Source organism: Mesorhizobium sp. M8A.F.Ca.ET.165.01.1.1, from assembly GCF_004792065.1.
In the GTDB taxonomy this organism is placed as follows: Bacteria; Pseudomonadota; Alphaproteobacteria; order Rhizobiales; family Rhizobiaceae; genus Mesorhizobium.
In genome coordinates this window covers 1-22,946 of sequence record NZ_SRTH01000021.1, presented here as the reverse complement: position 1 = coordinate 22,946, position 22,946 = coordinate 1, and the positions used below count along the sequence as shown (strand labels likewise).

24 protein-coding genes are annotated in these 22,946 nt (G+C 63.2%); 4 read left to right on the top strand and 20 right to left on the bottom strand.

Annotated elements, in window-relative coordinates:
- Positions 1-6 precede the first annotated feature (6 nt).
- The 5 genes from EN808_RS31735 to EN808_RS31715 form a co-directional block, all read right to left on the bottom strand.
- Entirely contained in the window at positions 7-891 is an 885-nt protein-coding gene (locus EN808_RS31735; protein WP_135917934.1) for an aldose 1-epimerase family protein, read from the bottom strand.
- Positions 892-1,082: 191 nt separating this feature from the next.
- A complete protein-coding gene (locus tag EN808_RS31730; protein ID WP_127872380.1) occupies positions 1,083-1,799 on the bottom strand; it encodes a Bax inhibitor-1/YccA family protein in 717 nt (238 codons plus the stop codon).
- 24 nt (positions 1,800-1,823) lie between these two features.
- Positions 1,824-2,597, bottom strand: coding sequence for an anti-sigma factor (locus EN808_RS31725; protein WP_127872379.1), 774 nt, complete (start codon positions 2,595-2,597; stop codon positions 1,824-1,826).
- A complete protein-coding gene (locus EN808_RS31720; RefSeq protein WP_245511781.1) occupies positions 2,594-3,112 on the bottom strand; it encodes a sigma-70 family RNA polymerase sigma factor in 519 nt (172 codons plus the stop codon). The genes EN808_RS31725 and EN808_RS31720 overlap by 4 nt, the downstream gene beginning before the upstream one ends.
- A gap of 102 nt (positions 3,113-3,214) precedes the next feature.
- Positions 3,215-3,826, bottom strand: a complete 612-nt coding sequence (locus EN808_RS31715; protein ID WP_127281258.1) for a histidine phosphatase family protein — start codon at positions 3,824-3,826, stop codon at positions 3,215-3,217.
- A gap of 129 nt (positions 3,827-3,955) precedes the next feature.
- Between EN808_RS31715 and EN808_RS31710 the strand changes: the two genes are divergently transcribed.
- Positions 3,956-5,140 carry an amino acid aminotransferase gene (locus EN808_RS31710; RefSeq protein WP_135917982.1) on the top strand — a complete coding sequence of 395 codons (1,185 nt, stop codon included), beginning with the start codon at positions 3,956-3,958 and terminating at the stop codon, positions 5,138-5,140.
- Between the two features lie 88 nt (positions 5,141-5,228).
- Entirely contained in the window at positions 5,229-6,053 is an 825-nt protein-coding gene (gene mazG, locus EN808_RS31705; protein WP_127872376.1) for a nucleoside triphosphate pyrophosphohydrolase, read from the top strand.
- A 62-nt stretch (positions 6,054-6,115) separates the two neighbouring features.
- Here mazG and hflX read toward each other — a convergent pair whose 3' ends face one another.
- The 8 genes from hflX to dusB form a co-directional block, all read right to left on the bottom strand.
- Positions 6,116-7,504: a GTPase HflX gene (gene hflX, locus EN808_RS31700; RefSeq protein ID WP_135917933.1), complete on the bottom strand. Its 1,389-nt coding sequence runs from the start codon at positions 7,502-7,504 to the stop codon at positions 6,116-6,118.
- A complete protein-coding gene (hfq, locus tag EN808_RS31695) occupies positions 7,505-7,750 on the bottom strand; it encodes an RNA chaperone Hfq (protein ID WP_006202172.1) in 246 nt (81 codons plus the stop codon).
- Between the two features lie 144 nt (positions 7,751-7,894).
- A complete protein-coding gene (locus EN808_RS31690) occupies positions 7,895-8,758 on the bottom strand; it encodes a D-amino-acid transaminase (protein WP_135917932.1) in 864 nt (287 codons plus the stop codon).
- A 96-nt stretch (positions 8,759-8,854) separates the two neighbouring features.
- On the bottom strand, positions 8,855-10,216 hold the full coding sequence (locus EN808_RS31685; RefSeq protein ID WP_015317919.1) for a sigma-54 dependent transcriptional regulator: 1,362 nt from the start codon (positions 10,214-10,216) through the stop codon (positions 8,855-8,857).
- Complete coding sequence (locus tag EN808_RS31680; protein ID WP_167531435.1) at positions 10,206-12,491, bottom strand: PAS domain-containing sensor histidine kinase; 2,286 nt, start codon at positions 12,489-12,491, stop codon at positions 10,206-10,208. The genes EN808_RS31685 and EN808_RS31680 overlap by 11 nt, the downstream gene beginning before the upstream one ends.
- Before the next feature lie 129 nt (positions 12,492-12,620).
- Complete coding sequence (gene ntrC, locus EN808_RS31675) at positions 12,621-14,081, bottom strand: nitrogen regulation protein NR(I) (protein WP_027142746.1); 1,461 nt, start codon at positions 14,079-14,081, stop codon at positions 12,621-12,623.
- Complete coding sequence (locus tag EN808_RS31670) at positions 14,078-15,220, bottom strand: nitrogen regulation protein NR(II) (protein ID WP_135917931.1); 1,143 nt, start codon at positions 15,218-15,220, stop codon at positions 14,078-14,080. The genes ntrC and EN808_RS31670 overlap by 4 nt, the downstream gene beginning before the upstream one ends.
- Complete coding sequence (gene dusB, locus EN808_RS31665; protein WP_135917930.1) at positions 15,217-16,245, bottom strand: tRNA dihydrouridine synthase DusB; 1,029 nt, start codon at positions 16,243-16,245, stop codon at positions 15,217-15,219. Before dusB ends, EN808_RS31670 begins: the two co-directional genes overlap by 4 nt.
- A gap of 141 nt (positions 16,246-16,386) precedes the next feature.
- Here dusB and EN808_RS31660 point away from each other — a divergent pair, with 141 nt between their 5' ends.
- Both EN808_RS31660 and EN808_RS31655 read left to right on the top strand, forming a co-directional pair.
- Complete coding sequence (locus tag EN808_RS31660) at positions 16,387-17,616, top strand: bifunctional 2-C-methyl-D-erythritol 4-phosphate cytidylyltransferase/2-C-methyl-D-erythritol 2,4-cyclodiphosphate synthase (protein ID WP_127872372.1); 1,230 nt, start codon at positions 16,387-16,389, stop codon at positions 17,614-17,616.
- A complete protein-coding gene (locus EN808_RS31655; protein WP_135917929.1) occupies positions 17,613-18,122 on the top strand; it encodes a CinA family protein in 510 nt (169 codons plus the stop codon). The genes EN808_RS31660 and EN808_RS31655 overlap by 4 nt, the downstream gene beginning before the upstream one ends.
- Here EN808_RS31655 and EN808_RS31650 read toward each other — a convergent pair.
- The 7 genes from EN808_RS31650 to EN808_RS31620 form a co-directional block, all read right to left on the bottom strand.
- Complete coding sequence (locus EN808_RS31650) at positions 18,098-18,556, bottom strand: type II toxin-antitoxin system RatA family toxin (protein ID WP_135917928.1); 459 nt, start codon at positions 18,554-18,556, stop codon at positions 18,098-18,100. The two genes, EN808_RS31655 and EN808_RS31650, sit on opposite strands and share 25 nt — an antisense overlap.
- 36 nt (positions 18,557-18,592) lie before the next feature.
- Positions 18,593-19,558, bottom strand: coding sequence for a lipoyl synthase (lipA, locus tag EN808_RS31645; RefSeq protein WP_135917927.1), 966 nt, complete (start codon positions 19,556-19,558; stop codon positions 18,593-18,595).
- 137 nt (positions 19,559-19,695) lie between these two features.
- Complete coding sequence (locus EN808_RS31640; protein ID WP_027142753.1) at positions 19,696-19,953, bottom strand: GlsB/YeaQ/YmgE family stress response membrane protein; 258 nt, start codon at positions 19,951-19,953, stop codon at positions 19,696-19,698.
- Positions 19,954-20,052: 99 nt separating this feature from the next.
- Complete coding sequence (lpdA, locus tag EN808_RS31635; protein WP_135917926.1) at positions 20,053-21,498, bottom strand: dihydrolipoyl dehydrogenase; 1,446 nt, start codon at positions 21,496-21,498, stop codon at positions 20,053-20,055.
- Between the two features lie 15 nt (positions 21,499-21,513).
- On the bottom strand, positions 21,514-22,149 hold the full coding sequence (locus tag EN808_RS31630; RefSeq protein ID WP_127872366.1) for an SGNH/GDSL hydrolase family protein: 636 nt from the start codon (positions 22,147-22,149) through the stop codon (positions 21,514-21,516).
- Between the two features lie 4 nt (positions 22,150-22,153).
- A complete protein-coding gene (locus EN808_RS31625) occupies positions 22,154-22,567 on the bottom strand; it encodes a hypothetical protein (protein ID WP_127872365.1) in 414 nt (137 codons plus the stop codon).
- 14 nt (positions 22,568-22,581) lie between these two features.
- On the bottom strand, positions 22,582-22,946 hold a 365-nt coding region (locus EN808_RS31620; protein ID WP_189524217.1), incomplete at its 5' end, for a 2-oxo acid dehydrogenase subunit E2.

The following is a 22,946-nucleotide window of genomic DNA, read 5'->3' as shown; positions in this document are numbered from 1 at the left end:
GAAACTTTACCGAGGCCCCTGCTCCAGCCTGATCCGGTAACTCAGCGAACGCTTCGCGCCCGGCGCGATCAGCATCAGGCCCGGCTTGTCGGTGAACTCGCCATCGAAATCCAGCGGGCTGGCAATACCGTGCCAAGGCTCGATGCACAGGAACGGTGCGCCGCCGGGTTTGGACCAAATGCCCAGTTCTTGAAATCCCTGCCATGAGACCTCGATCGCCGGACCGCGATCGGCGCTGTAGCGAACGCTGCTGCTGGCCGGCTGGTCCAGGATCACGGCGTCCCCATCAAACAGCCGTTCGGACACCTCGAGGATATTGCCTTTGACAGGCGTTGGCTGCGGCGTCGCGGTGAGCAGGCCATCCTTCAGCCGGCGGATCGGAGCGCGCTCTGCTTCGGCGAACGTCAGGCGATGGGCATCCTTGGCTACATCGGGCAGAAGCGGCCAGTTGAACGCCGGATGCGCCCCGATCGAGGCCGGCAACGGGTCGTCGCCAGTGTTGGTGACCTCTAATCCTATGTCGAGTTGCCCCTCGCCCAGCGTATAGGTCACGGCCAGGCGAAATGCGAACGGGTAGTGCGTTCGGGTTTCCGCGTCATCGGTGAGCACCAGCGTGCAGGACCGCGGGCCCCTCTCCGCCCACACAAAAGGCTTATCGCGCGCGAAGCCGTGCTGCGTCATCGGATAGGTTTGGCCGCGATGGCGCAGCTGATCGCCCTTCAGCCGGCCGACGATCGGAAACAGCACCGGCGAATGGCGCCGCCAGGCCGGTCCGGCCTGCCACAGGAACTCAAATCCTCGTGCATCCCGCAGCGAAACCAGTTCCGCGCCATCCGCGACGATGGTTGCCGATATGCCGTCACCGTCGAGCGTCAGGCTGTCCTGTCCCATATGTCCTCGCGGTTTGTCTGGTGTGGCCAGCAGGCTGGCAAATGGCCGGGCTCGAACTCAAGGCCGCCGACCCATTTGCATTTATGAACATCGACGGCGCCGCGGGCCAAGCGTCGTCTCGAATGAAAAAGTGGCCGGAGGTTTCCCTCCGGCCACGGCAGAATGCCAGATGTTGCCTGCTACGGTTCGGACTATTCCCGCTCGCCGGTGAAATTCAGCAGCAGCTGGAAGATGTTGATGAAATTCAGATAGAGCGAGAACGCACCGAAGACGGCGAGCTTCTGCCGCGACTCCGCATCGAAATTCTCCGCATACTGCTCCTTGATCGTCTGCGTATCCCAGGCGGTCAGGCCGATGAACACGGCGATGCCGATCACCGAGATGGCGAACTGCAGCGCGGTCGAGCCGAGGAAAATGTTGACGATGCTGGCGATCACCACACCGATCAAGCCCATGATCAGGAAGGACGAGAACTGCGTCAGGTCGCGCCTGGTCGTGTAGCCGTAGAGGCTGGTGGCGCCGAACATGGTGGCGGCGATGAAGAAGGTGCGCGCGATGCTGGTTCCGGTGAAGACCAGGAACACCGAGGCCAGCGACAGGCCCATGACGGCACAGAAGGCCCAGAACATTGCCTGCGCGCTTGCCGCCGACATGGTCTGCATCTTGAACGAGAACAGCAGCACGAAAGCGAGCGGCGCCAGCATCACCACCCATTTCAGCGGGCTGGAAAAGATCGGCACGTAGAGAGCCGGCGTCGACGACACCAGCAAGGCGACAAGGCCCGTGACCACCAGGCCGAGGCCCATGTAATTGTAAACGCGCAGCATGTGCTGGCGCAGGCCCTCGTCGTAGACGGCTCCGGTCCGGGCGCCTGTGCCCACGCGGTATCCAAGATTGGGCGCATTCATTTTCAGGTCTCCTTTGTGGATCGGTCAGTAAAGCGTTCTGGCGAGCGTTTCGGCGGCGCGGTCGAGATCATGAACCTCGCTCTTCGCGACAACCGCGTAGGCGACATCGCCGATCTGGAAGTAAGCCGAGGAGATGTCGCCGGAGGGCGCGACGGTCGGTTTGACCACATCGAAAGTGCCCGGCCGGATTGCGAACAGCGACACCAGGCCCATCTCCTTCGTTTCAACAGCAATCTCGACACTCGGGCCGAAGCGCGACGGATAGATCTGCACGTCGCGGACTTTCCAGTCCGTCGGCAGGGATGGCATGACAATGGCGGTGGCGGCGCGGATCTCGCCGGCATTGTAATTGGGCGCCTCGGTCTGCGAGGGCATGTTCTCGCGCAGCAGCGTCGTCCTATGTGCCTGTACCGCCTCGTCGACATAGGCGGGCGGCTGCGGCGAAGCGACGACCTTTGTCACCGATATCGGCCCGATGATGCCGTTGGCCAGCCAGCCGGCGGCAACGAAAGCAGCAACCGCCGCCGCGCGTTGCAGCACGCCGAAGATACGGCCCCGGCCAAGTCCCCTCTCCAGCCGCCGTGCGGCATCGGCCGTTGCTGGCCGCGCCATGCCACCGGAGCCAGCCAACGCCACGCGCAGTTCGTCGCGGGTGCGCAGATCGGACATCACGCGCGCGGCCGCCGCCGGACGCGCGGCCAGGAAAGCCTCGACCTCGATGCGGCGGGTGACGTCGAGCTGGTCGTCGACATAGGCGTCGAGATCGGCGTCCGTAACCGGGTCGACAAGAGCGGTCATGAGTCGCCTCCCACGATCCTGAGATGATTTTTGCCACGGGCGGGCGCCTCTTCCATCTGGCGCAAAGCCGCGCGCGCCCTGCCGATACGCGACATCAGCGTGCCCAGCGGCACGCCGCTGGCATTTGCCGCCTGCTGGTAGGAGAGGCCCTCGATGGCGACCAGATGCAACGCCGAGCGCTGCTCTTCCGGCAGGCTGAAAAAGGCTTCGCGCACCTGCGCCAGGCGCACGGAATGTTCCTGCGGCGCCGGCGTGCTGCCGTCGGCCAGATATCCGGCCTGTTCCAGCCGCGCCGCTTCCGAACGGCGCGAACGCACGCGGTCGATGAAGGTGTTGTGGACGATCGACAGCAGCCATGCCCGCAGGTTTCCTCCCGAGCGGAAGGTGCCGCGCCGCTCATAGGCGCGCACCAGCGCGTCATGCACGAGATCCTCGGCCTCGACGCCGTCGCGCGTCAGCGAGCGCGCATAGCGCCGCAGCGACCCGAGCTGTCCTATGATGTCAAAGCGTGGCATCGACGGTTTCATGCCCTGTTTACGGAGCATGTGGGGCCTTTAATCCCGCTGGCGCCATTTTTTCTTCGTTGGAGGATATGTCGGCGGCTGCCCTCACCTCGCTCAGTTGTCGTAGGCGCCCTCTGGTCCAAAGTGTTTTGCCGGTTTGGGAAGCGTTACGCCGCAGGCGCGGAGCATCCACCTGTGGCCATCGCTGCGAAAATCCGTGATGCTCAGCGGCTCGACGTCGATCTTCCAACTGGCGGCAAGCGGCGCGCCGAGAACATGCAGGATCGCGGCGCGGATGACGCTGGCATGCGTTACTGCGATCGTGTGGCCACGTTCGGCGATCAATCGATCCATCAATCCAGCCGCCCTTTGGGCAACCTCGGCCAGCGATTCGCCACCATGCGGGGCCGCATTCGGATCCGTGCGCCAGGCGCCGATCTCGTCGGGCTGTCGCGCCTCCACCTCGTCAAGGCTCTTGCCTGCCCATCGTCCGTAGTTCTGGTCCGCCAGCGTCGGATCGACAGATGCATCCAGCGATAGCGCCTGCGCGGTCTGACGGGCGCGAAGCGCCGGCGCTGTCCACACACGGTCGGCGCGACGCAGCGTCCCGCGCATCGCGTTTGCCAATGTCAGCGATCGTGGCTCCAGCGGTTCATCCGAAGGAAACGATCCTTTCCGGGTCGCCGCCGTGGCGCCGGCGCAGATCATAGTCAGACGGACGAGCATGGAGCATGCTTTCTCTGAAGTGGGTGGAAGCTGTACCAACAGTGCCGCCTTTCATGCCGGCGCACCGAAACCGCTGGTGAAACGTAGCCAATTTGCGTATCACTCCGCCGCGCCAACGGAACCATAATGATGTTCGAAGACCTGCAGCCAGCTCCCGCCGACAAGATTCTTGCGCTGATCGGCCTCTATCGCGCCGATCCACGCCCTGGCAAGGTCGACCTCGGCGTCGGCGTCTACAAGGATCGCGACGGCAAGACGCCGGTCATGCGCGCCGTGCGCGAGGCCGAGAAGCGGCTGCTGCAGGGACAGGATACCAAGACCTATCTCGGCCTCGCGGGCGATATCGGGTTCAATACCGTGATGGCCAAGCTCGCCTTCGGTCCGGGTGCGGACCTGTCGCGCATCCGGGCGGCACAGGCGCCTGGCGGCTCCGGCGCGCTGCGGCTGGTGGCGGAACTGCTCAAGCGCACACGGTCGGACGCGACGGTCTGGGTCTCCGACCCGACCTGGCCGAACCATATGCCGGTGATGCGTGCCGCCGGCCTGCAGATCCGCGAATATCCCTATTTCGATGCGGCCTCGGGCGCGGTTCGTTTCGACGATATGCTGGCCGCGCTACGGGGCGCCAACAACGGCGACGTGGTGCTGCTGCATGGCTGCTGCCATAACCCGACCGGCGCCAATCTCGACGCGGCTCAGTGGGAGGCCGTCACGGATCTGGTCGTCGAGCGCGGCCTGCTGCCATTTGTCGACATCGCCTATCAGGGCTTTGGCGACGGCCTCGAGGCGGACGCACTCGGTTTGCGACTGTTGGCCGCGAAGGTGCCGGAAATGGTCGTGGCGTCGAGCTGTTCGAAGAATTTCGCCGTCTACCGCGACCGTGTCGGGGCGGCGATGGTGCTGGCCAGGGACGGCGCGCAGGCCGACGTGGCGATGAGCCAGATGCTGTCGGCGGCGCGCGCCATGTATTCGATGCCGCCGGACCATGGCGCGGCCGCGGTGCGCATCGTGCTGGAAGACGCCGCGCTGCGTGCCGACTGGGAAGCCGAGCTCGAAGAGATGCGCCTGCGTATGCTGCGGCTTCGGGTCGCGTTCGCCGAGGCGTTGCGCCGGCAATCCAATTCCGATCGTTTCGACTTCGTTGCCAGCCATCGCGGCATGTTCTCCCGGCTTGGCCTCACGGAAGCGCAGGTCGAACGGCTGCGCGCCGAGCACGCCGTCTACATGGTCGGCGACAGCCGCATCAACGTGGCCGGCCTGCCCGAGGACGGCATGGATGACCTCGCCAAGGCGATCGTTTCCGTGCTGGACTGACGAAACGGGTACGTGCAACTGTGGACAAGGTCCCCTCGCCGGCTGACAGCGTTGGCCGCGCGGCGGTCGGCGCGATAGCATCCGCCGCATGACGCCATCGAAAGATATTTCACGCCTGATCGAGATCATGGCGGCATTGCGCGCGCCGAAGACCGGCTGTCCGTGGGACATCGAGCAGGATTTCTCCACCATCGCCCCTTATACGATCGAGGAAGCCTATGAGGTGGCGGACGCCATCGCGCGCGGCGATCTCGACGACCTGCGCGACGAACTCGGCGACCTCCTGCTGCAGGTCGTCTACCACGCGCAGATGGCGCAGGAGGCCGGAGAGTTCGCGTTTGGCGACGTGGTCCAGGCCATCACCACCAAGATGATCCGCCGCCATCCGCATGTCTTTGGCGACGAGAAGGCTCGCAGCGCCGGCATGGCCAAGGGCATGTGGGAGAAGATCAAGGCGCAGGAGAAGGCCGAGAAGCGGCAAGCCCGCCTCGCGCGTGGCCTCGACCCCGAGGACAACGGCAAAGGCTTCCTGGACAGTGTTCCAGTCGCCCTGCCCGCCTTGACGCGAGCGCTGAAACTTCAGGAAAAGGCTGCCCGTGTCGGCTTCGACTGGAGCGAGGCCGTTCCCATCCTGGACAAGATCGAGGAAGAGATCGGGGAGTTGCGCGAGGCGCTGGCCAAGGGCGAAACGGCTGACATCAAGGACGAGTTCGGCGACACGCTGTTTGCCGTCGTCAATCTGGGCCGTCACTTGAAGCTCGACTCGGAAGCGGCGCTTGCCGGCACCAACGAGAAATTCCGCTCACGCTTCCACTACGTCGAGCAGGCCGTGGAGAAATCCGGCGGCACGCTGGAGGAAGCGACCCTGGAGGAAATGGAAGCGCTCTGGCAGGAAGCGAAAACCGCGACGTAAGCCTATAGCTCGGCAATGCCGGGCGAAAAACCGCGATACACTTTTCCTGGAGTTGCTGCGCGTTAGCCGTTGTTCTTGCGCCGCAATCGGCTTTCGATCTCTTCGCGAGCGCTTTGCGTGGCCTTCAGTGAAATGGTGGCGCTGCCGTCGTCATTGTCGGTCCGCGAAACGACGTCACCATTGCGATAAAGCCAATCGACCAAGGCAAACTGGGCCGGCTCGATCGTCACCGTCAGGTCTTGCAGCTCGCCGGCCATTCGCGTTTCGATGACCGCTTTCAGCACATCGATGCCTTCGCCTGATACCGCCGATACGGCGATTGGCGGTTCCTTGCTGCCGTCGGCGCCGTCGGCAAGCAGCCGGTGCCTGTTGCCTTCGTCCAGAAGGTCGATCTTGTTCCAGACTTCGATGACGCGCTTGGCGTCGCCGGCATCGACGCCGAGGTCGGCGAGGATGCGCTCGACATCCTCGGCCTGAGCCGCCGTATCGGGATCGGAAATGTCACGCAGATGGATGACGAGATCGGCCTCGACCACCTCTTCCAAGGTCGCGCGGAAAGCAGCGATCAGATGCGTCGGAAGGTCCGAAATGAAGCCCACCGTGTCGGAAAGTATAATCGGCGTGCCATGCGGCAGGCGTACGCGGCGCAGTGTCGGGTCAAGCGTGGCAAACAGCATGTCCTGCGCCAGCACCCCTGCCCCGGTCAGCTTGTTGAACAGCGTCGACTTGCCGGCATTGGTGTAGCCGACGATCGCCACCACCGGAAACGGCACCTTCTTGCGCTTGGCGCGATGCAGGTCGCGGGTGCGGCGCACGGTTTCCAGCTCGTGCTTCAGCTTTATGATCTTTTCCTGCAACTGACGCCGATCGGATTCGATCTGCGTTTCACCGGGGCCGCCGAGGAAGCCGGCACCGCCACGCTGGCGCTCCAGGTGGGTCCAACTGCGTACCAGGCGGCCCTTCTGGTAGTTGAGATGGGCAAGCTCGACCTGCAGCGTGCCTTCCTTGGTGCGCGCCCGCTCGCCGAAAATCTCCAGGATCAGCCCGGTGCGATCCAGCACCTTGGCGTTGAATTCCTTCTCGAGATTGCGCTGCTGCACCGGCGTCAGCGGATGGTCGACGATGACCACTTCCGCGTGGCCCTCCTTGACGATTTCGGCGAATTCCTCGACCTTGCCGCTGCCCAGCAATGTCGCCGGACGCGGGTCGTTGACGGTCACGACGGCCGTATGGATCAGATCAAGATCGATGGCGCGGGCAAGGCCGACTGCTTCGTCGTGGCGCGCCTCGGCCGAGCGCGTCAGCCGGGGACGGCTCGTGTCATCGTCATTACGCGGTTGGCGGGTAAGCACCGGTACGATGACAACGGCCCGGGTCGGGGCTTCGGCCGCCCCGGGATGATGCGCTGGTTTTCCGCGAACCGTGCCGTCCGCGTCCTTCTCACGTGCCAATCAGGCGCCCTGGCTTTCCTCGCCATCGAACATCTGAACCGGCTGGCTCGGCATGATCGTGGAAATGGCGTGCTTGTAGACGAGCTGGGAGTGGCCGTCGCGGCGCAACAGGACGCAGAAATTGTCGAAGGAAGTGACCACGCCGGTCAGCTTCACGCCGTTGATGAGAAAGATGGTGAGCGGGTTCTTGCTCTTGCGAACTGAGTTCAGGAACAGGTCCTGAAGGTTTTGCGATCGTTCCGCCATTGTTTTTGTCTTTCGCCGATCCCCTTCGGTTTGCAGCCAATGCGCCAAATTAGCGGGCACATGTCAAGCGCGCAAACACCCTCTTGCCGTCAGTAACGACAAGCAGAACGAGATATATTGATGTTCATTCCACCTGTGCGGTTATCAGGCTGGACTTTTTTCCGCAATGTCAAAAAAGGCTTGCCGCAACGAAAGTGTTATTGAGCCGGGGTGTCCATTGGCTATGGGATCACCGTCAATGGCCACGATTGGCATGGCAATAGTCGTCGCCGAACTGATGAATGCTTCGCGAGCCGCCTTGGCCTCGGCGACGGAAAATCCACGCTCCTCGATCTTCAGGCCGAGCTTTGCGGCGACTTCGAACATGGTGGTACGCGTGATGCCGCGCAGAATGCCATGTTCGGCCGGCCTGGTGACCAGAACGCCGTCCCTGGTAACGATCCAGGCATTCGACGAGCCGCCTTCCTTGACGTTGCCATCCGTGTCCACGAACCAGGCTTCCTGGGCGCCAGCTTCCTTGGCCTTCTGCTTGGCCAATACGTTGGGCAGCAGCCCGACGGTCTTGATGTCGACACGGTCCCAGCGGTTCTCCGGCACGGTAATGACCGCGATACCGGTCTCGGCTCGTTTCGTGCCGGCGGCAGGATCCGCCTTCCTGGCTGTCACCACCAAAGCCGGCTTCGTGTCCGCCGACGGAAAAACGAAATCGCGGCTGGCGACACCGCGCGTCACCTGAACATAGACCAGACCGTCGACGACATGATTGCGGTTGACCACCTCGCGCAGGATCAGCGGCAACACATTGCGTGTCACCGGCCAGGCGATCGACAGCTCGGTCAGCGAGCGGTTCAGGCGGGCAAGGTGGCGCGGCATGTCGACGATGAAGCCGCGCGCCACCTCGCAGACCTCGTAGACGCCGTCGGCGAACTGATAGCCGCGATCCTCGATATGCACGGAAGCGTCAGCATGAGCGACGTAGCGCCCGTTGACATAGGCAATGCGCGGCATTGGCGACCCCTGGAAAATTCTCGGGCTTTCTTATGCGATTCCGCCGCCGCCGCAACCGGCAAATGCTTGGCCCAGGCGCGGCTGATGGACGCCGCGTCAGACGCCCAGCGACTTCAGCTTGCGATGCAAGGCGGAACGCTCCATGCCGATGAACTCGGCCGTCTTCGAAATGTTGCCACCGAAACGGTTGATCTGGGCTATCAGATAGTCCTTTTCGAACTGTTCGCGCGCCTCGCGCAGCGGCAGCGCCATGATGTGCTGGTCCGACTGGTTCGGCGTGCGCGGCATGACATCGCCGATTTCGGACGGCAGCAGATCGGCGGTGATCGGCGCGTCGACGTCCTCGCCGCGCGCCAGGATCATCAGCCGCTCGACATTGTTGCGCAGCTGGCGCACGTTGCCCGGCCAGTTGTGCGCCTGCAGCACGGCCAGCGCGTCATCGCCGATACGGCGCGGCTTGATGCCGGCCTGGCGGGCGATCTGCTTCATGAAATTGTCGACGAGATAGGGGATGTCCTCGCGCCGCTCGGCCAGCCCCGGCACCATGACCGGAACCACGGCGAGCCGGTGGTAAAGATCCTCGCGGAAACGCCCGTCGGCGATCATTGCCTCCAGGTTCTGCGAGGTCGAGGAAATGATGCGGACATCGACCTTGACCCGCTTCGTGCCGCCCACCCGCTCGAACTGCTGTTCGACCAGCACGCGCAAGATCTTGTTCTGCGTCTCGCGTGGCATGTCGGCCACTTCGTCGATGTAGAGAATGCCGCGATGGGCCTCCTCCAACGCTCCCACCTTGCGCTCGACCCCGTTCGATTCGGTGCCGAACAATTCGATCTCCATGCGCTCGGGCGTGATGTTGGCGGCGCTCAGCGTCACGAACGGCCCGCCCTTGCGGGTCGACAGCGTATGGATGGCGCGCGCCGCCAGTTCCTTGCCCGAACCGGAGGGGCCAACGATCATCACGCGGCTGTTGGTCGGCGCGACGCGCTCGATGGTCTGGCGCAACTGGCTCATCGCCGACGACATGCCGATCAGGTCGAAGGTCTCGCCGCTGCGCAGCTTGAGGTCGGAAACCTCGCGGCGCAATTTCGAGGTCTCGAGCGCGCGTTCGGCAATGAGGATCAGCCTGTCGGCCTTGAACGGCTTCTCGATGAAGTCATAAGCGCCGCGACGGATGGCGGAAACCGCCGTTTCGATGTTGCCATGGCCTGAAATCATCACCACGGGCAGGTTGGGGTGCATGGTCTTGATCTCGTCGAGCAACGCCAACCCGTCCAGGCGCGAACCCTGCAGCCAGATGTCCAGGAAGATCAGCCTCGGCGCTCGATCGGCGATGGCCGCCAGGGCGCTGTCGGCATCGAATGCCGTACGGGTTTCATGACCCTCGTCACTCAGGATGCCCGCGACGAGTTCACGGATGTCTTCCTCGTCATCGACGATGAGAATATCAGACGCCATTACCGACCTTTTCAGTTTCTCTTTCGTGGTCCGCCCTGCTTTCGCCGCGCGGCGGCGCGCCGGTCGCGGGCGGCAGGACGATGCTGATCATCGCGCCGCGCCCGCCATGGAAATCCGCGGGCGCGTCATGGAGTTCCAGCCTGCCGCCATGGTCCTCCACGATCTTCTTGACGATAGCGAGACCAAGCCCAGTGCCCTTTTCACGTGTGGTCATATAGGGCTCCAACAAGCGTTGGCGATTCTCGCGCGGCAGGCCTTTGCCATTGTCGATGACGTCGATGCGAATCGCGCCATTCTGGCGGCCGGCTTGAATCCGGATTATGCCGTGCGAACCGTCCTTCTGTTCCAGCCCGTCGATCGCCTCGGCGGCATTCTTGATCACATTGCCGAAGGCCTGAGCCATCAACCGGCTGTCGAAAGTGCCCTTGAGCGGTTCGTTGCCGAATATCCGCTCGAAGGTGATGTCGGCACGGCTGACTTCGACCAGGAAAGAGGCCTCGCGCAGCGATTCGCGCAGGTCGATGGCTTTCATCTCGGGCTTTGGCATGCGCGCGAAGGCCGAGAACTCGTCGACCATGCGGCCGATGTCCTCCACCTGCCGGATGATGGTGTCGGTACACTGGTCGAAAACTTCGCGGTCTTCGGTGATGACCTTGCCGTAGCGGCGCTTGATACGCTCGGCGGAAAGCTGGATCGGGGTCAGCGGGTTCTTGATCTCGTGGGCGATGCGCCGCGCCACATCTGCCCAGGCGGACGAACGCTGGGCCTGAACCAGATCGGTGATGTCGTCCACCGTCACGACATAGGATTTTTCCTCCGAGCCGTCATCGCCTGCCTCGATGGTGACCTGCACGTTAAAGGTCCGCTCGGCGCCGGCTCGATAGAAAGTCACCTGCTCGCGATAGACAGGTTTGCCGGACTTGCGGCCGATCTCGAAGACACGGCCGACATGCGGCAGGACCGCGGAAAGGTTTTGCCCGAGCGCCGCGCTGGCGGAAATGGCCAGCATCGATTCGGCAGAACGGTTGACGATGGTGATGATGCCGTAAGGGTCGACGCCAATGACGCCGGCGGTGACACCGGCAAGCACGGCTTCGGAAAAACGCCGCCTCTCGTCGATCAGGTCCTTCGCCGACAGAATCTCGTTGCGCTGTGATTTGAGCTCCAGCAGCATCTTGTTGAACGTATCGCCAAGCGAGGCGACATCGCCATCGGATGGCCGCACCGGCACCGCAACGTCGAGATTGCCGGTCGCGACTTCGTCGGCAGCGCCGATCAGCTGACGGATTGGCCGCACCAGCCGGTCGGCAACAGCGATGCCGGTCCAGATCGCCGACAGGATGATGATCAAGGTGAGTGACAAATAGGGCAGCGCAAATGCCACTTGCGAGGTGCGCCTGTTATCCTCGAGATTGCGATACTCGTCGGTGTTGGACCTGACGATCTGCCGCGCCTTGATCACCTCGGGGTCGACAAGTCGGATAGTGTAGAGATAGAGGCCCTCGATCTCCCGCAGCTTGACGATGGCGCCCATGATGTTGCGCGTGCGCGGCTCGATCAGCACCGGCTTGCCGTCTGTGGCGGTGGCAACCGCTCCTTCCGGCGGTTCCGGCATGGCGAAATCGGCATCGGTCTTGGCGCTCATGACGAAGGAGCCGTCGGGCTTGATCAGCGCGGCATGCGCCAGCGAGCGGCCCACGGCTTCCTTGTTCATGAGGTCGAGAAAGCCGGTGCGATCGAGGCCGTAGAGCGTGCGGGACGAATCGAGATCATAGGCCATCGACAGCGTCGTGCCCTGCAGATTGCGGGCGTTCTCCTGCACATAGGCGTCGGCGATCGACAGTGAAGAATTGACGATCGTCTTGGTGCGAATCTCGAACCAGCGATCAAGGCCGATATCGAGCGTTATCGAGGCGATGATCGCCACCATGATGGCGGGAATGGCGGCAACCAGCGCGAACATGGCAACGATGCGCACATGCAGCCGAGAAGCCGCCTTGCCATGGCGGCGCGCCATGACGATGCGATGCACCTCCCGCCCGACCAACGCGATGAGAACGAGCACGAAGGCGGCGTTGAGCGCGATCAGCGCCCAGGTCGTCTTGGCGTCAGGCGCAATCGGCGTCGCTCCGACCAGGATGGCGAACGAGATAGCCGCCATGACCAGGGCACCGACGACCGCCACCACGCCGGGCAGCGCCAGCAGCCGGCGCCCGTCGCGCGCGCCAGGTTCGCTGAAAAGCGGTTTGTTGAGTACAGGTGCCTGCGGAGCCATGTCGCCGTCTAGAGCCAGTGATTGCGTCGGATCTATGCAATGCATTGTGGCGATTATGCAACAAGTGTGACAGCAGCGGGACTCTTTCCCCGTTCGGTCCCCTGAAAAGATCGTGTGCTTGGCGCGGGCTCAGGTCTGGCGGGAGGACTTGTAGACGTTGACGCCCAACTCGCGAATCTTCTTGCGCAGGGTATTGCGGTTGAGGCCCAAAAGCTCCGCGGCCTTGATCTGGTTGCCGCGGGTTGCCGTCATCGAAGCCAGCACCAAGGGATATTCGACCTCGGACAGAATGCGCTCGTAGAGACCGGCGGGCGGCAATTCGCCTGCAAAGGAGGCGAAATAGCGCTGCAGGAAGTGCTCCACCGCCTGGCCGATGGAAAGATCGTCGGGAATGAGGTTGCCGGCGCCCGGTACCACCGGGCGCTCGCCTGTCTTGAGTTCCGCCTCGATGATCTCGGCGGAGATCTCGTCCTGCGAATAAAGCGCGGCGAGCCTGCGAACGAGGTTTTCCAGCTCGCGCACATTGCCTGGCCAGGGATAGCGCTTCATCAGCTCGATGCCGCCGGAAGAGATGCGCTTGGTCTGCAGCCCCTCCATCTCGCCAAGCTTGAAGAAATGGCGCACCAGGTCGGGCACATCCTCGGAGCGTTCGCGCAGCGCCGGCAACCTGAGCGGCACGACGTTGAGACGGTAGAAGAGGTCCTCGCGGAAGAGGCCCTGGTTGATCAGCGTGCGCAGGTCCTTGTTGGTGGCGGCAACGATGCGCACATCGGTCTTGATCGGCGTGCGGCCGCCGACCGTCGTGTACTCGCCCTGCTGCAGGACGCGCAGCAGGCGCGTCTGCGCCTCCATCGGCATGTCGCCGATCTCGTCGAGGAACAGCGTGCCGCCCTCTGCCTGCTCGAAGCGGCCGGTCGAGCGGTTCTGCGCGCCGGTGAAGGCGCCCTTCTCGTGGCCGAACAATTCCGATTCGATCAGATCGCGCGGGATCGCCGCCATGTTGATGGCAACGAATGGACCGCCACGACGGCGTCCATATTCATGCAGCGCGCGCGCCACCAGTTCCTTGCCGGTGCCCGATTCGCCCGAGATCATCACCGTCAGGTCGGTCTGCATCATGCGCGCCAGCATGCGGTAGATGTCCTGCATGGCCGCCGAACGGCCGACCAGCGGCATCGTTTCGGGCTGCTCTTCCTGCCGCGCATCGATCTTGGGGCGCCGGGGCTCGGACAGCGCGCGGTTGACGATGTTGAGGAGTTCGGTCAGGTCGAAAGGCTTCGGCAGATATTCGTAGGCACCGGTTTCGGAAGCGCGGATCGCCGTCATGAAGGTGTTCTGGGCGCTCATGACGATGACAGGCAGTTCCGGCCGCGCCTTCTTGATGCGCGGCAGCATGTCGAAGGCGTTCTCGTCCGGCATCACGACGTCGGTGATGACGAGATCACCCTCGCCAGCCGCCACCCAGCGCCACAGGGTCGAGGCGTTGGAGGTGACGCGCACCTCGTGACCGACACGCGACAGGGCCTGATTGAGCACGGTGCGGATCGCCGCATCGTCATCGGCGACGAGAATGTTGCCGCGAACGGTCATTTGCGATCTCCTTCGCCGTCTTGATCGGCGCCTAGCGCCGTTTCCTTCCAGGCCGGCATCAGCACCCGGAACGTCGTTGCGCGCGGCGTCGAATCGCACTCGATGATGCCGCCATGTTCACCGACGATCTTGGCGACCAGCGCCAGCCCCAGCCCCGAGCCGTTCGGCTTGGTGGTGATGAAGGGATCGAACAGGATCGGGAGGATGTCTTCCGAGACGCCCGAACCATTGTCGCGCACGCAGAACTCCAGCGGCAGCGATACGCGGTCCTGCGTGCCGGGAACCGAAACGCGAATGCCGGGCCGGAAGGCGGTGGACAGCACGATCTCGCCCTGGGGATCGCTACCGATCGCCTCGGCGGCGTTCTTGACCAGGTTGAGGAACACCTGGATCAGTTGATCGCGATTGGCGAACACTGGAGGCAATGATGGATCATAGTCCTCCAATATCTTGATTTTCTTCGCGAAACCGTTCTTTGCGATTGCTTTCACGTGATCGAGCACGACGTGGATGTTGACGGGATAGCGATCGATCGGCCGCTCGTCGGAAAACACCTCCATTCGATCGACCAGCGACACGATGCGGTCCGTCTCGTCGGTGATCAGCCGCGTCAGCGCGCGATCCTCATCGGAGGCGGACAGTTCGAGCAGCTGGGCCGCCCCCCTGATACCGGACAGCGGGTTCTTGATCTCATGCGCCAGCATCGCCGCCAGGCCGGTCACCGAGCGCGCCGCGCCCCGATGCGTCATCTGCCGGTCGATCTTGTCGGCCATCGACCGCTCCTGGAACATGACCACGACGGAGCCCGGAAATTCCGGCACCGGCGCGACGTAGAGATCGACGACCTTTTCGATGCCGAGGCGCGGTGACGAGACGTCGACCCGATATTCGTTGACGGGCGCGCGGCGCTCGCGCACCTGGTCGACCAGCGTCAGCAACGGGCTGCCGAAAGGTATGAGTTTGGACAAGGTGTTGCGCGCCAGCATGGTCGCGCTGGAGCGAAAGAAATCCTCGGCATCGGCGTTGGCGAAGATGATGAACCCTTCCTCGCTGATCATGATCACCGGGCGACGGATCGTATTCAGCACGATCTGGGCGGCATCCGCTATTTCGGTGCCTTGGCCAGCAGTGGCGGTCATGCGGCGCTCCGCAGGTTCATGGTTTGCGGATCGCGCGAAAACACATCGCGCAGCAAGGCAATGACGCGAGCGGGTTCGAACGCGGTCATTATCGCTTTTCTACTGTCGCCAGCGACACCCCTGGCATGTCGATCGAGATACCAGCCCAGATGCTTGCGCGCCTGGCGCAGGCCGCTCTCGATGCCGTAAAGCGCCAGCATGTCCTGGTAATGAGCAATGATATAGTCGGAGAGCGCCTGGCGGGTCTCGGGAACGCCGGGCGAAAATGTCCCAGCGGCGGCCGTAGCGATGCTGCCGGCGACCCACGGCGCGCCATAGTGGGCGCGGCCGACCATCACGGCGTCGGCGCCGGACTGTTCGAGAATGACCGAGGCTTCAGCCGGGGAGCAGACATCGCCATTGGCGACGACCGGGATGGAAACGGCCTCCTTGACGCGAGCGATGGCACGCCAGTCCGCCTTGCCCTGGTAGAACTGGCAGCGTGTGCGGCCATGGACCGTGACCATCCTGACGCCCGCCTGCTCGGCGCGGCGCGCAAGGACGGGAGCGTTGAGTGCCGCCTCGTCCCAGCCGAGCCGCATTTTGACCGTCACCGGCACCTTGACGGCGCCGACCACGGCCTCGATCAGCGAGAGCGCGTGGTCGAGGTCCAGCATCAATGCCGAGCCGGCATAGCCGCCGGTGACCTTCTTGGCCGGGCAGCCCATGTTGATGTCGATGATGTCGGCGCCCTCGCCGGCGGCGATTCGAGCGCCTTCGGCCATATGCATCGCCTCTCGGCCGGCAAGCTGAACCATATGGACGGGCAGGCCGGAATGACGTATGCGCAGGTCGCAGCCAGCCCTGCCCTTGGCGAGTTCGCCGCTGGCAACCATTTCGGACACGACCAGGCCGGCGCCGTGCGAATGGGCGCGCTGCCTGAACGCCTCGTCCGTAATCCCGGACATCGGCGCGAGGAAGACGCGGTTGCGGATTCTCACGCCGCCGACGTCGAGAGGCGCGGCCAATCTGATCAAGTTAACCATGCACAAAAACCAAGCATGTCCATTCGTTGCACATTCTCTAGCCAGATCGAGAGAAATGTGCAACGCGGAATGACGCCACATTGAGGCGCAATTGGGAAAATGCTGGCCTTCGGCCTTGGCCGCGACTAGGACCAGACTTGGATGATTGGCGCAACTGAAAATCAGGCTTCGGATCCGGGTGGTAAAGTCGCGGTGGTTATCGTCGCGGCCGGTCGCGGCGCGCGCGCCGGACAGACCGATGGCCCGAAGCAATATCAACGAATTGGCGGGCGCGCCGTCATCGCGCGCGTCATCGATATTTTTCTCGCGCACCCGCTCATCGGCCGGATCGTCGTGGCCATTCATGCGGAGGACCGCGAGCTTTTTCGGCAAGCCGTGGGCACCGATGCCGATCGGGTGACGGCAATCGCCGGAGGCGCGACCCGGCAGGATTCGGTTCGGCTCGGGCTGCAGGCGCTGAGAAGCTACGCGCCCGACAAGGTCCTCATTCACGACGCCGCGCGCCCCTTTGTCGACATGGATCTGATCGACCGCACCATCGCGGCGATCGGCGAACGCGAGGGCGCGCTTCCCGCCCTGCCCGTCGCCGACACGCTGAAACGCGAATCGGCCACCGGCACCGTCGGCGAAACAGTCCCCAGGAGCGGGCTGCACGCGGCGCAAACGCCGCAAGGCTTTCCCTTCCTCGCGATCATGACCATGCATGAGGAAGCCTACAACAGAGGCAAGACCGACTTTACCGACGACGCATCGATCGCCGAATGGATGCAAATGCCGGTAAAGCTCGTTCCCGGCTCGCCGGACAATGTCAAACTCACCTGGGCACGGGACATCGCCATGGCACACCAGCGGCTTTCCAGCGAACGGATGCACTTCCCCGACATCCGGACCGGCAACGGCTACGACGTCCATGCCTTCGAGCCCGGCGATCACGTCACGCTCTGCGGCGTGGCCATCCCGCATGACAGGAAATTGTCGGGCCATTCCGACGCCGATGTCGGCCTGCACGCCCTGACCGACGCGCTGCTGGCGACGTGCGGCGCCGGCGACATCGGCACGCACTTTCCTCCGTCGGATGCGCAGTGGAAAGGCGCCGCGTCGCGAATATTCGTCGAACATGCGGCAAGGCTTGTGCGCGAGCGCGGCGGGCGCATCGCCAATGCCGATATCACGCTGATCTGCGAGGCACCGCGCGTCGGCCCGCACCGTGAGGCGATGACGTCAGTCCTTTCGCAGATGCTGGGCATTTCCGCCGACCGCATCTCGGTCAAGGCGACGACCAACGAGAAGCTCGGCTTTGTCGGCCGCGAGGAAGGCATAGCGGCGATCGCCACCGCCAGCGTGGTGTTTCCCGGCGAGGTTCCGGAATGACCAACAGCGAACTGGCAATCGCCCTGTTTGAGGCCTGCCGCGAGCGCGGCATCATGCTGGCGACGGCGGAAAGCTGCACCGGCGGCATGATCATTGCCGCGCTGACCGACATTGCCGGCTCCTCCGCCGTGGTCGATCGCGGCTTCATCACCTATTCCAATGAAGCCAAGATGGACATGCTCGGCGTTCGTGCCACCACGCTCGACACGCATGGCGCGGTTTCCCGCGAGACGGCGACCGAGATGGCAGCCGGTGCGCTTGCCCGGTCGCGCGCCGGCCTCACCCTGGCCGTCACCGGCATTGCCGGTCCGGGTGGCGGTTCTGCGGAAAAGCCGGTCGGGCTGGTCTGGTTCGGCGTCGCCGTGAACGGCCAACCCGTGACGGCTGAACGAAAGCTGTTTGCCGACAATGGTCGCGACTTCATCCGCCGGGAAACGGTCAACCATGCGCTCAAGCTTGGCTTGCGGGCGCTTGGCGAGAGTCAGGCCGCCGGTGTCTTGCCGTAGATGACATCGGCGCGTTTTTCGAAAGCCTCTGCGAACATGCGGAAGGCACGGTCGAACATCGTGCCCATCAGCGCACCCAGGATGCGGCTCTTGAATTCATAGTCGATGAAGAAGCGCACGGCACAGCCGGCGCCGTCTGGCTCGAAACGCCAGACATTGCTCAGATATTTGAACGGGCCATCGATGTACTTCACATCGATGGCGTTTTCGTCGGGCTTCAGCAGCACCTGGGTCGTGAAGGTCTCACGGATCGCCTTGTAGCCGATGCTCATGTCGGCGACGAGGATGGTGCGCCCATCCCGTTCCTTGCGCGAGCGGACCGTCAGCGCCTCGCAAAGCGGCAGGAATTGCGGATAGGTTTCGATGTCGGCGACCAGCGCGAACATCTGCTGCGGCGTGTGAGCAACGCGGCGGGTGGCTGCGAATTTCGGCATGAACCCGGCTCTAGAGGGCGTCGCGTCGAAGACGCATCAGAGCGATTTCGCGAGCTGTGCTTCGCGCGCCGCGCGCAGCCTGGCGAAATCGTCGCCGGCGTGATGCGACGAGCGCGTCAGCGGGCTCGACGCCACCAGCAGGAAACCCTTGGTCTTGCCGATCGTCTCGAAGGACTTGAATTCCTCCGGCGTGACGAAGCGGATCACCGGGTGGTGCTTCTTCGACGGCTGCAGATACTGGCCGATGGTCATGAAGTCGACATTGGCCGAACGCAGATCATCCATCAACTGCAGGATTTCGTTGCGCTCCTCACCCAGTCCCACCATGATGCCGGACTTGGTGAAGATCGAGGGATCGAGTTCCTTGACCCGCTGCAGCAGCCGGATCGAGTGGAAATAACGGGCGCCTGGCCGGACCTTCAGATAGTTCGACGGCACGGTTTCGAGATTATGGTTGAAGACGTCGGGCCTGGCCGCCACGACGATCTCCAGCGCCCCGTCCTTACGTAGGAAATCCGGCGTCAGGATTTCGATCGTCGTCAGAGGCGTTGCCGCCCGGATCGCACGGATGACATCGGCGAAGTGCTGCGCGCCGCCATCGGCGAGATCGTCGCGGTCGACCGAGGTGATGACGACATGGGTAAGGCCCATCTGCTTGACGGCATGCGCGACGCGGGCCGGCTCCTCCGGATCGAGCGCGGTCGGAATGCCAGTGGCGACATTGCAGAAGGCGCAGGCGCGCGTGCAGATCTCGCCCATGATCATGAAGGTGGCGTGCTTCTTTTCCCAGCACTCACCGATGTTCGGGCAACCGGCCTCTTCGCATACGGTCACCAGCTTGTGGGATTTGACGATCTCGCGTGTCTCGGCATAGCCTTTCGATACCGGCGCCTTGACGCGGATCCAGTCCGGCTTGCGCAACACCTCCTGGTCGGGCTTGTGCGCTTTCTCGGGATGCCGCAGCCGCGGCGCGTTGGCGATCGTGTCGAGGACAGTGACCATCTGAACCCTGGCTTTTCTCGCGACCGCCCGTCGGCGATCGTCACGTTTACGTCATCTAGGACTTTTCAACACAAAGAAAAAGGCTGCGGAGGCGCATGCCGCCACAACCGTTTTCGCATAGCCGGGAAGGATATCGACTAGCGGCGCACCAGGCGACCGACCCAGATCAGCAGGCAGGCACCGATGAAGCCGGTGATCAGATAGGCGGTCCAGCCGACGCCGAACACGCCGATGTTGAGCGCCTGTAGGATGGCATTCAGCACCACCGCGCCAACGATGCCCATGATAATGTTCATGAATATGCCGGTGTTGCTCTTCATGACCATTTCGGCGAGCCAGCCTGCCAGGCCGCCGATGATGATGGCTGCGATCCAGCCCACGCCGTTCAGGTGCATATGCCTTCTCCTTGCGCGCGTAAAAATGCATCCGGAAACGAACTGCCTCGCCGTCGCGATCTCGCGGCCTTCGAAGCTGAGTCTCCTGCGGCGAATCTATCATGCGTTCAAGGCGCGACCATAGGCGTCGAGCACGCTTTCCTTCATCATCTCCGACAGCGTCGGATGCGGGAAGATCGTGTGCATCAGCTCTTCCTCGGTCGTTTCAAGGTTCATCGCCACGACAAAGCCCTGGATCAATTCGGTGACTTCGGCGCCGACCATATGCGCGCCGAGCAACTGACCGGTCTTCTTGTCGAAGATGGTCTTGATGAAGCCCTGGTCCTCGCCAAGCGCGATGGCCTTGCCGTTGGCGGCGAACTGGAAGCGGCCGACGCGAATATCCCGGCCTTCGGCCTTTGCTTTCGCTTCCGTCAGGCCAACCGAGGCAACCTGCGGGTTGCAATAGGTGCAGCCGGGAATCTTGAGCTTGTCGGTCGCGTGAACACCGGGAAAATTGGCGATCTTTTCGATACACACGACGCCCTCATGCTCGGCCTTGTGGGCAAGCATCGGGGGACCGGCGACATCGCCGATGGCGTAGATGCCGGGCACATTGGTCTTGCCATAACCGTCGATGACGACGCAGCCGCGCTCGGTCTTGACGCCGAGTGCCTCAAGGCCGAGATTCTCGATATTGCCCTGGACGCCGACGGCCGAAATCATGCGATCGGCTGATATCTTCTCGACCTTGCCGTCCTTCATCTCGACATGCGCGGTGACGGAGTTCGCCCCCTTCTCGACCTTGGTCACCTTGGCCTCGAGGATGATCTTCATGCCTTGCTTCTCGAACTGCTTTTGCGCGAATTTCGAGACTTCGGCGTCCTCGACCGGCATGACCGCCGGCAGCAGTTCGACCACCGTCACCTCGGCGCCCATGGTGCGGTAGAAGGAGGCGAATTCGATGCCAATGGCGCCCGAACCCATCACCAGCAGCGACTTCGGCATCTCCTTCGGCACCATGGCTTCAAAGTACGTCCAGATCAGCTTGCCATCCGGCTCGATGCCGGGCAGCGCGCGCGGCCGGGCGCCGGTCGCCAGGATGATGTGCTTGGCCGTGTAGGTGCCCTCGCCCTTGACGCCTTTCGGCACCGGCGGCTGCGGTTCCATCGGCTTCTTGGCCGTCTTGGAAACAACGATCTCACCGGGCTTCGAGAGCTTGGCCTCGCCCCAGATGACATCGACCTTGTTCTTCTTCATCAGGAACGCGACGCCGCCATTGAGCCTGAGCGACACTTTCCGCGACCGATCGACCACGGCCGCGGTGTCGGCGCTGACCTTGCCGTCGAGCTTCAGGCCATAATCCTTCAGGTGATCCGAATAGTGCATGATCTCGGCCGACCGCAGCAGCGCCTTGGTTGGAATGCAGCCCCAGTTGAGGCAGATGCCGCCGAGATGTTCGCGCTCGACGATCGCCGTCTTGAAGCCGAGCTGGGCGGAACGGACCGCGGTGACATAGCCGCCGGGACCGGAGCCGATGATGATGACGTCGTAGTTCTCAGCCACGGTTTTCTCCTTCAATCACAATTCCAGCATGACGCGCACGACTGGTGTCAGCGCCTTGCCGATGTTTCGCGTGTTTTCGGCGTCGAGGTGGACGCCATCGAGAGGTGTTGTTTGCGCCACCGTGCCAGCGTCGAAGAAGCCGCAACCGACTTCGTCGGCGAGTGCTGCGTATTGCGGTGCAAGCTGCTTCGAGGCGTCGTCGCCACCGGCGAACATCTCCTTGAAATCGGCATTCTCCGTGCGGCTGATAAGAGGAGGCGAAACGATCAGGATCTGCGGCGCCGGCCAGTCGAACGGATAGTCGTGGCCACGCACGATGTCGATCAACCGCTGGATGCCTTGCTTGGCGGCAACCGGGTTGCCATGGATCCATGGTTTCATGTCATTGGCACCGAGCATGATGACGATCAGGTCGATCGGCGCATGCGTCGTCAGCACCGTCGGCAGCAGCCGCGCGCCGTTGCGGTCAGCTCCGGCCAGATGATCGTCGAAGGCGGTGGTGCGGCCATTGAGGCCGTCGGCGATGACCTGAACGCCTTCGCCGAGGCCGGCCTGCAGCACGCTTGGCCAGCGATCCGGCAGCGCATGACGCCCGCCTTCGGCATTGTAGCCCCAAGTCAGCGAGTCACCGTAACAAAGAACCGTCTTCATCCGTTCAACCCGCCTTTATGTCGGCCACGCCGCGCTTCACGCGCCAGCGCACGAACAACCAATGGATGATGATCGTCACCAAGCCCGGCAGACCGAGACCGGCAACTATCGGCATGTCTTTCCTGACCAACGCGGCGCTGCCGTCGCTGTAGAGGATCAGCGCGACCAAGAGGACGAGCAGCACCACAAAAACAATCAGCGTCGATTTGCCCGCCCTCGCCACGACCGCGACCGGATCATTCGTCAATTGCGCCACGAAGAAGACGAAGGTGACGACCAAGGTCACCAGCACCGAGAACATGAAAACGAGGATGTATTCTTCCTCGGCGACTGTGGCGACAGCCAACCATTGCGCGATCAGACCGCCAGCCAACCCGGAAATGAAAAAAGCGAAAAGGCTGGTGAAGAATATTCGCACAGCCCTTCCCTTTCCTAGACCAGCATGCCCATCGGGTTCTCGATCAACTTCTTGAAGGCGACCAAGAGTTCGGCCCCCAGCGCTCCGTCAACCGCACGATGGTCGGTCGACAGCGTCACCGACATCACGGTGGCGATCTTGACCTCGCCGTTCTTGACCACCGCCCGCTCCTCGCCGGCGCCGACCGCCAGGATCGTCGCGTGCGGCGGGTTGATGACCGCGGCAAAGTCCTTGATGCCGAACATGCCGAGGTTGGACACCGCCGTGGTGCCGCCCTGATATTCCTCCGGCTTCAGCTTGCGGCTACGGGCACGGCTCGCGAGATCCTTCATCTCGTTGGAAATGACCGACAGCGTCTTTTCATCCGCATGCCGAATGA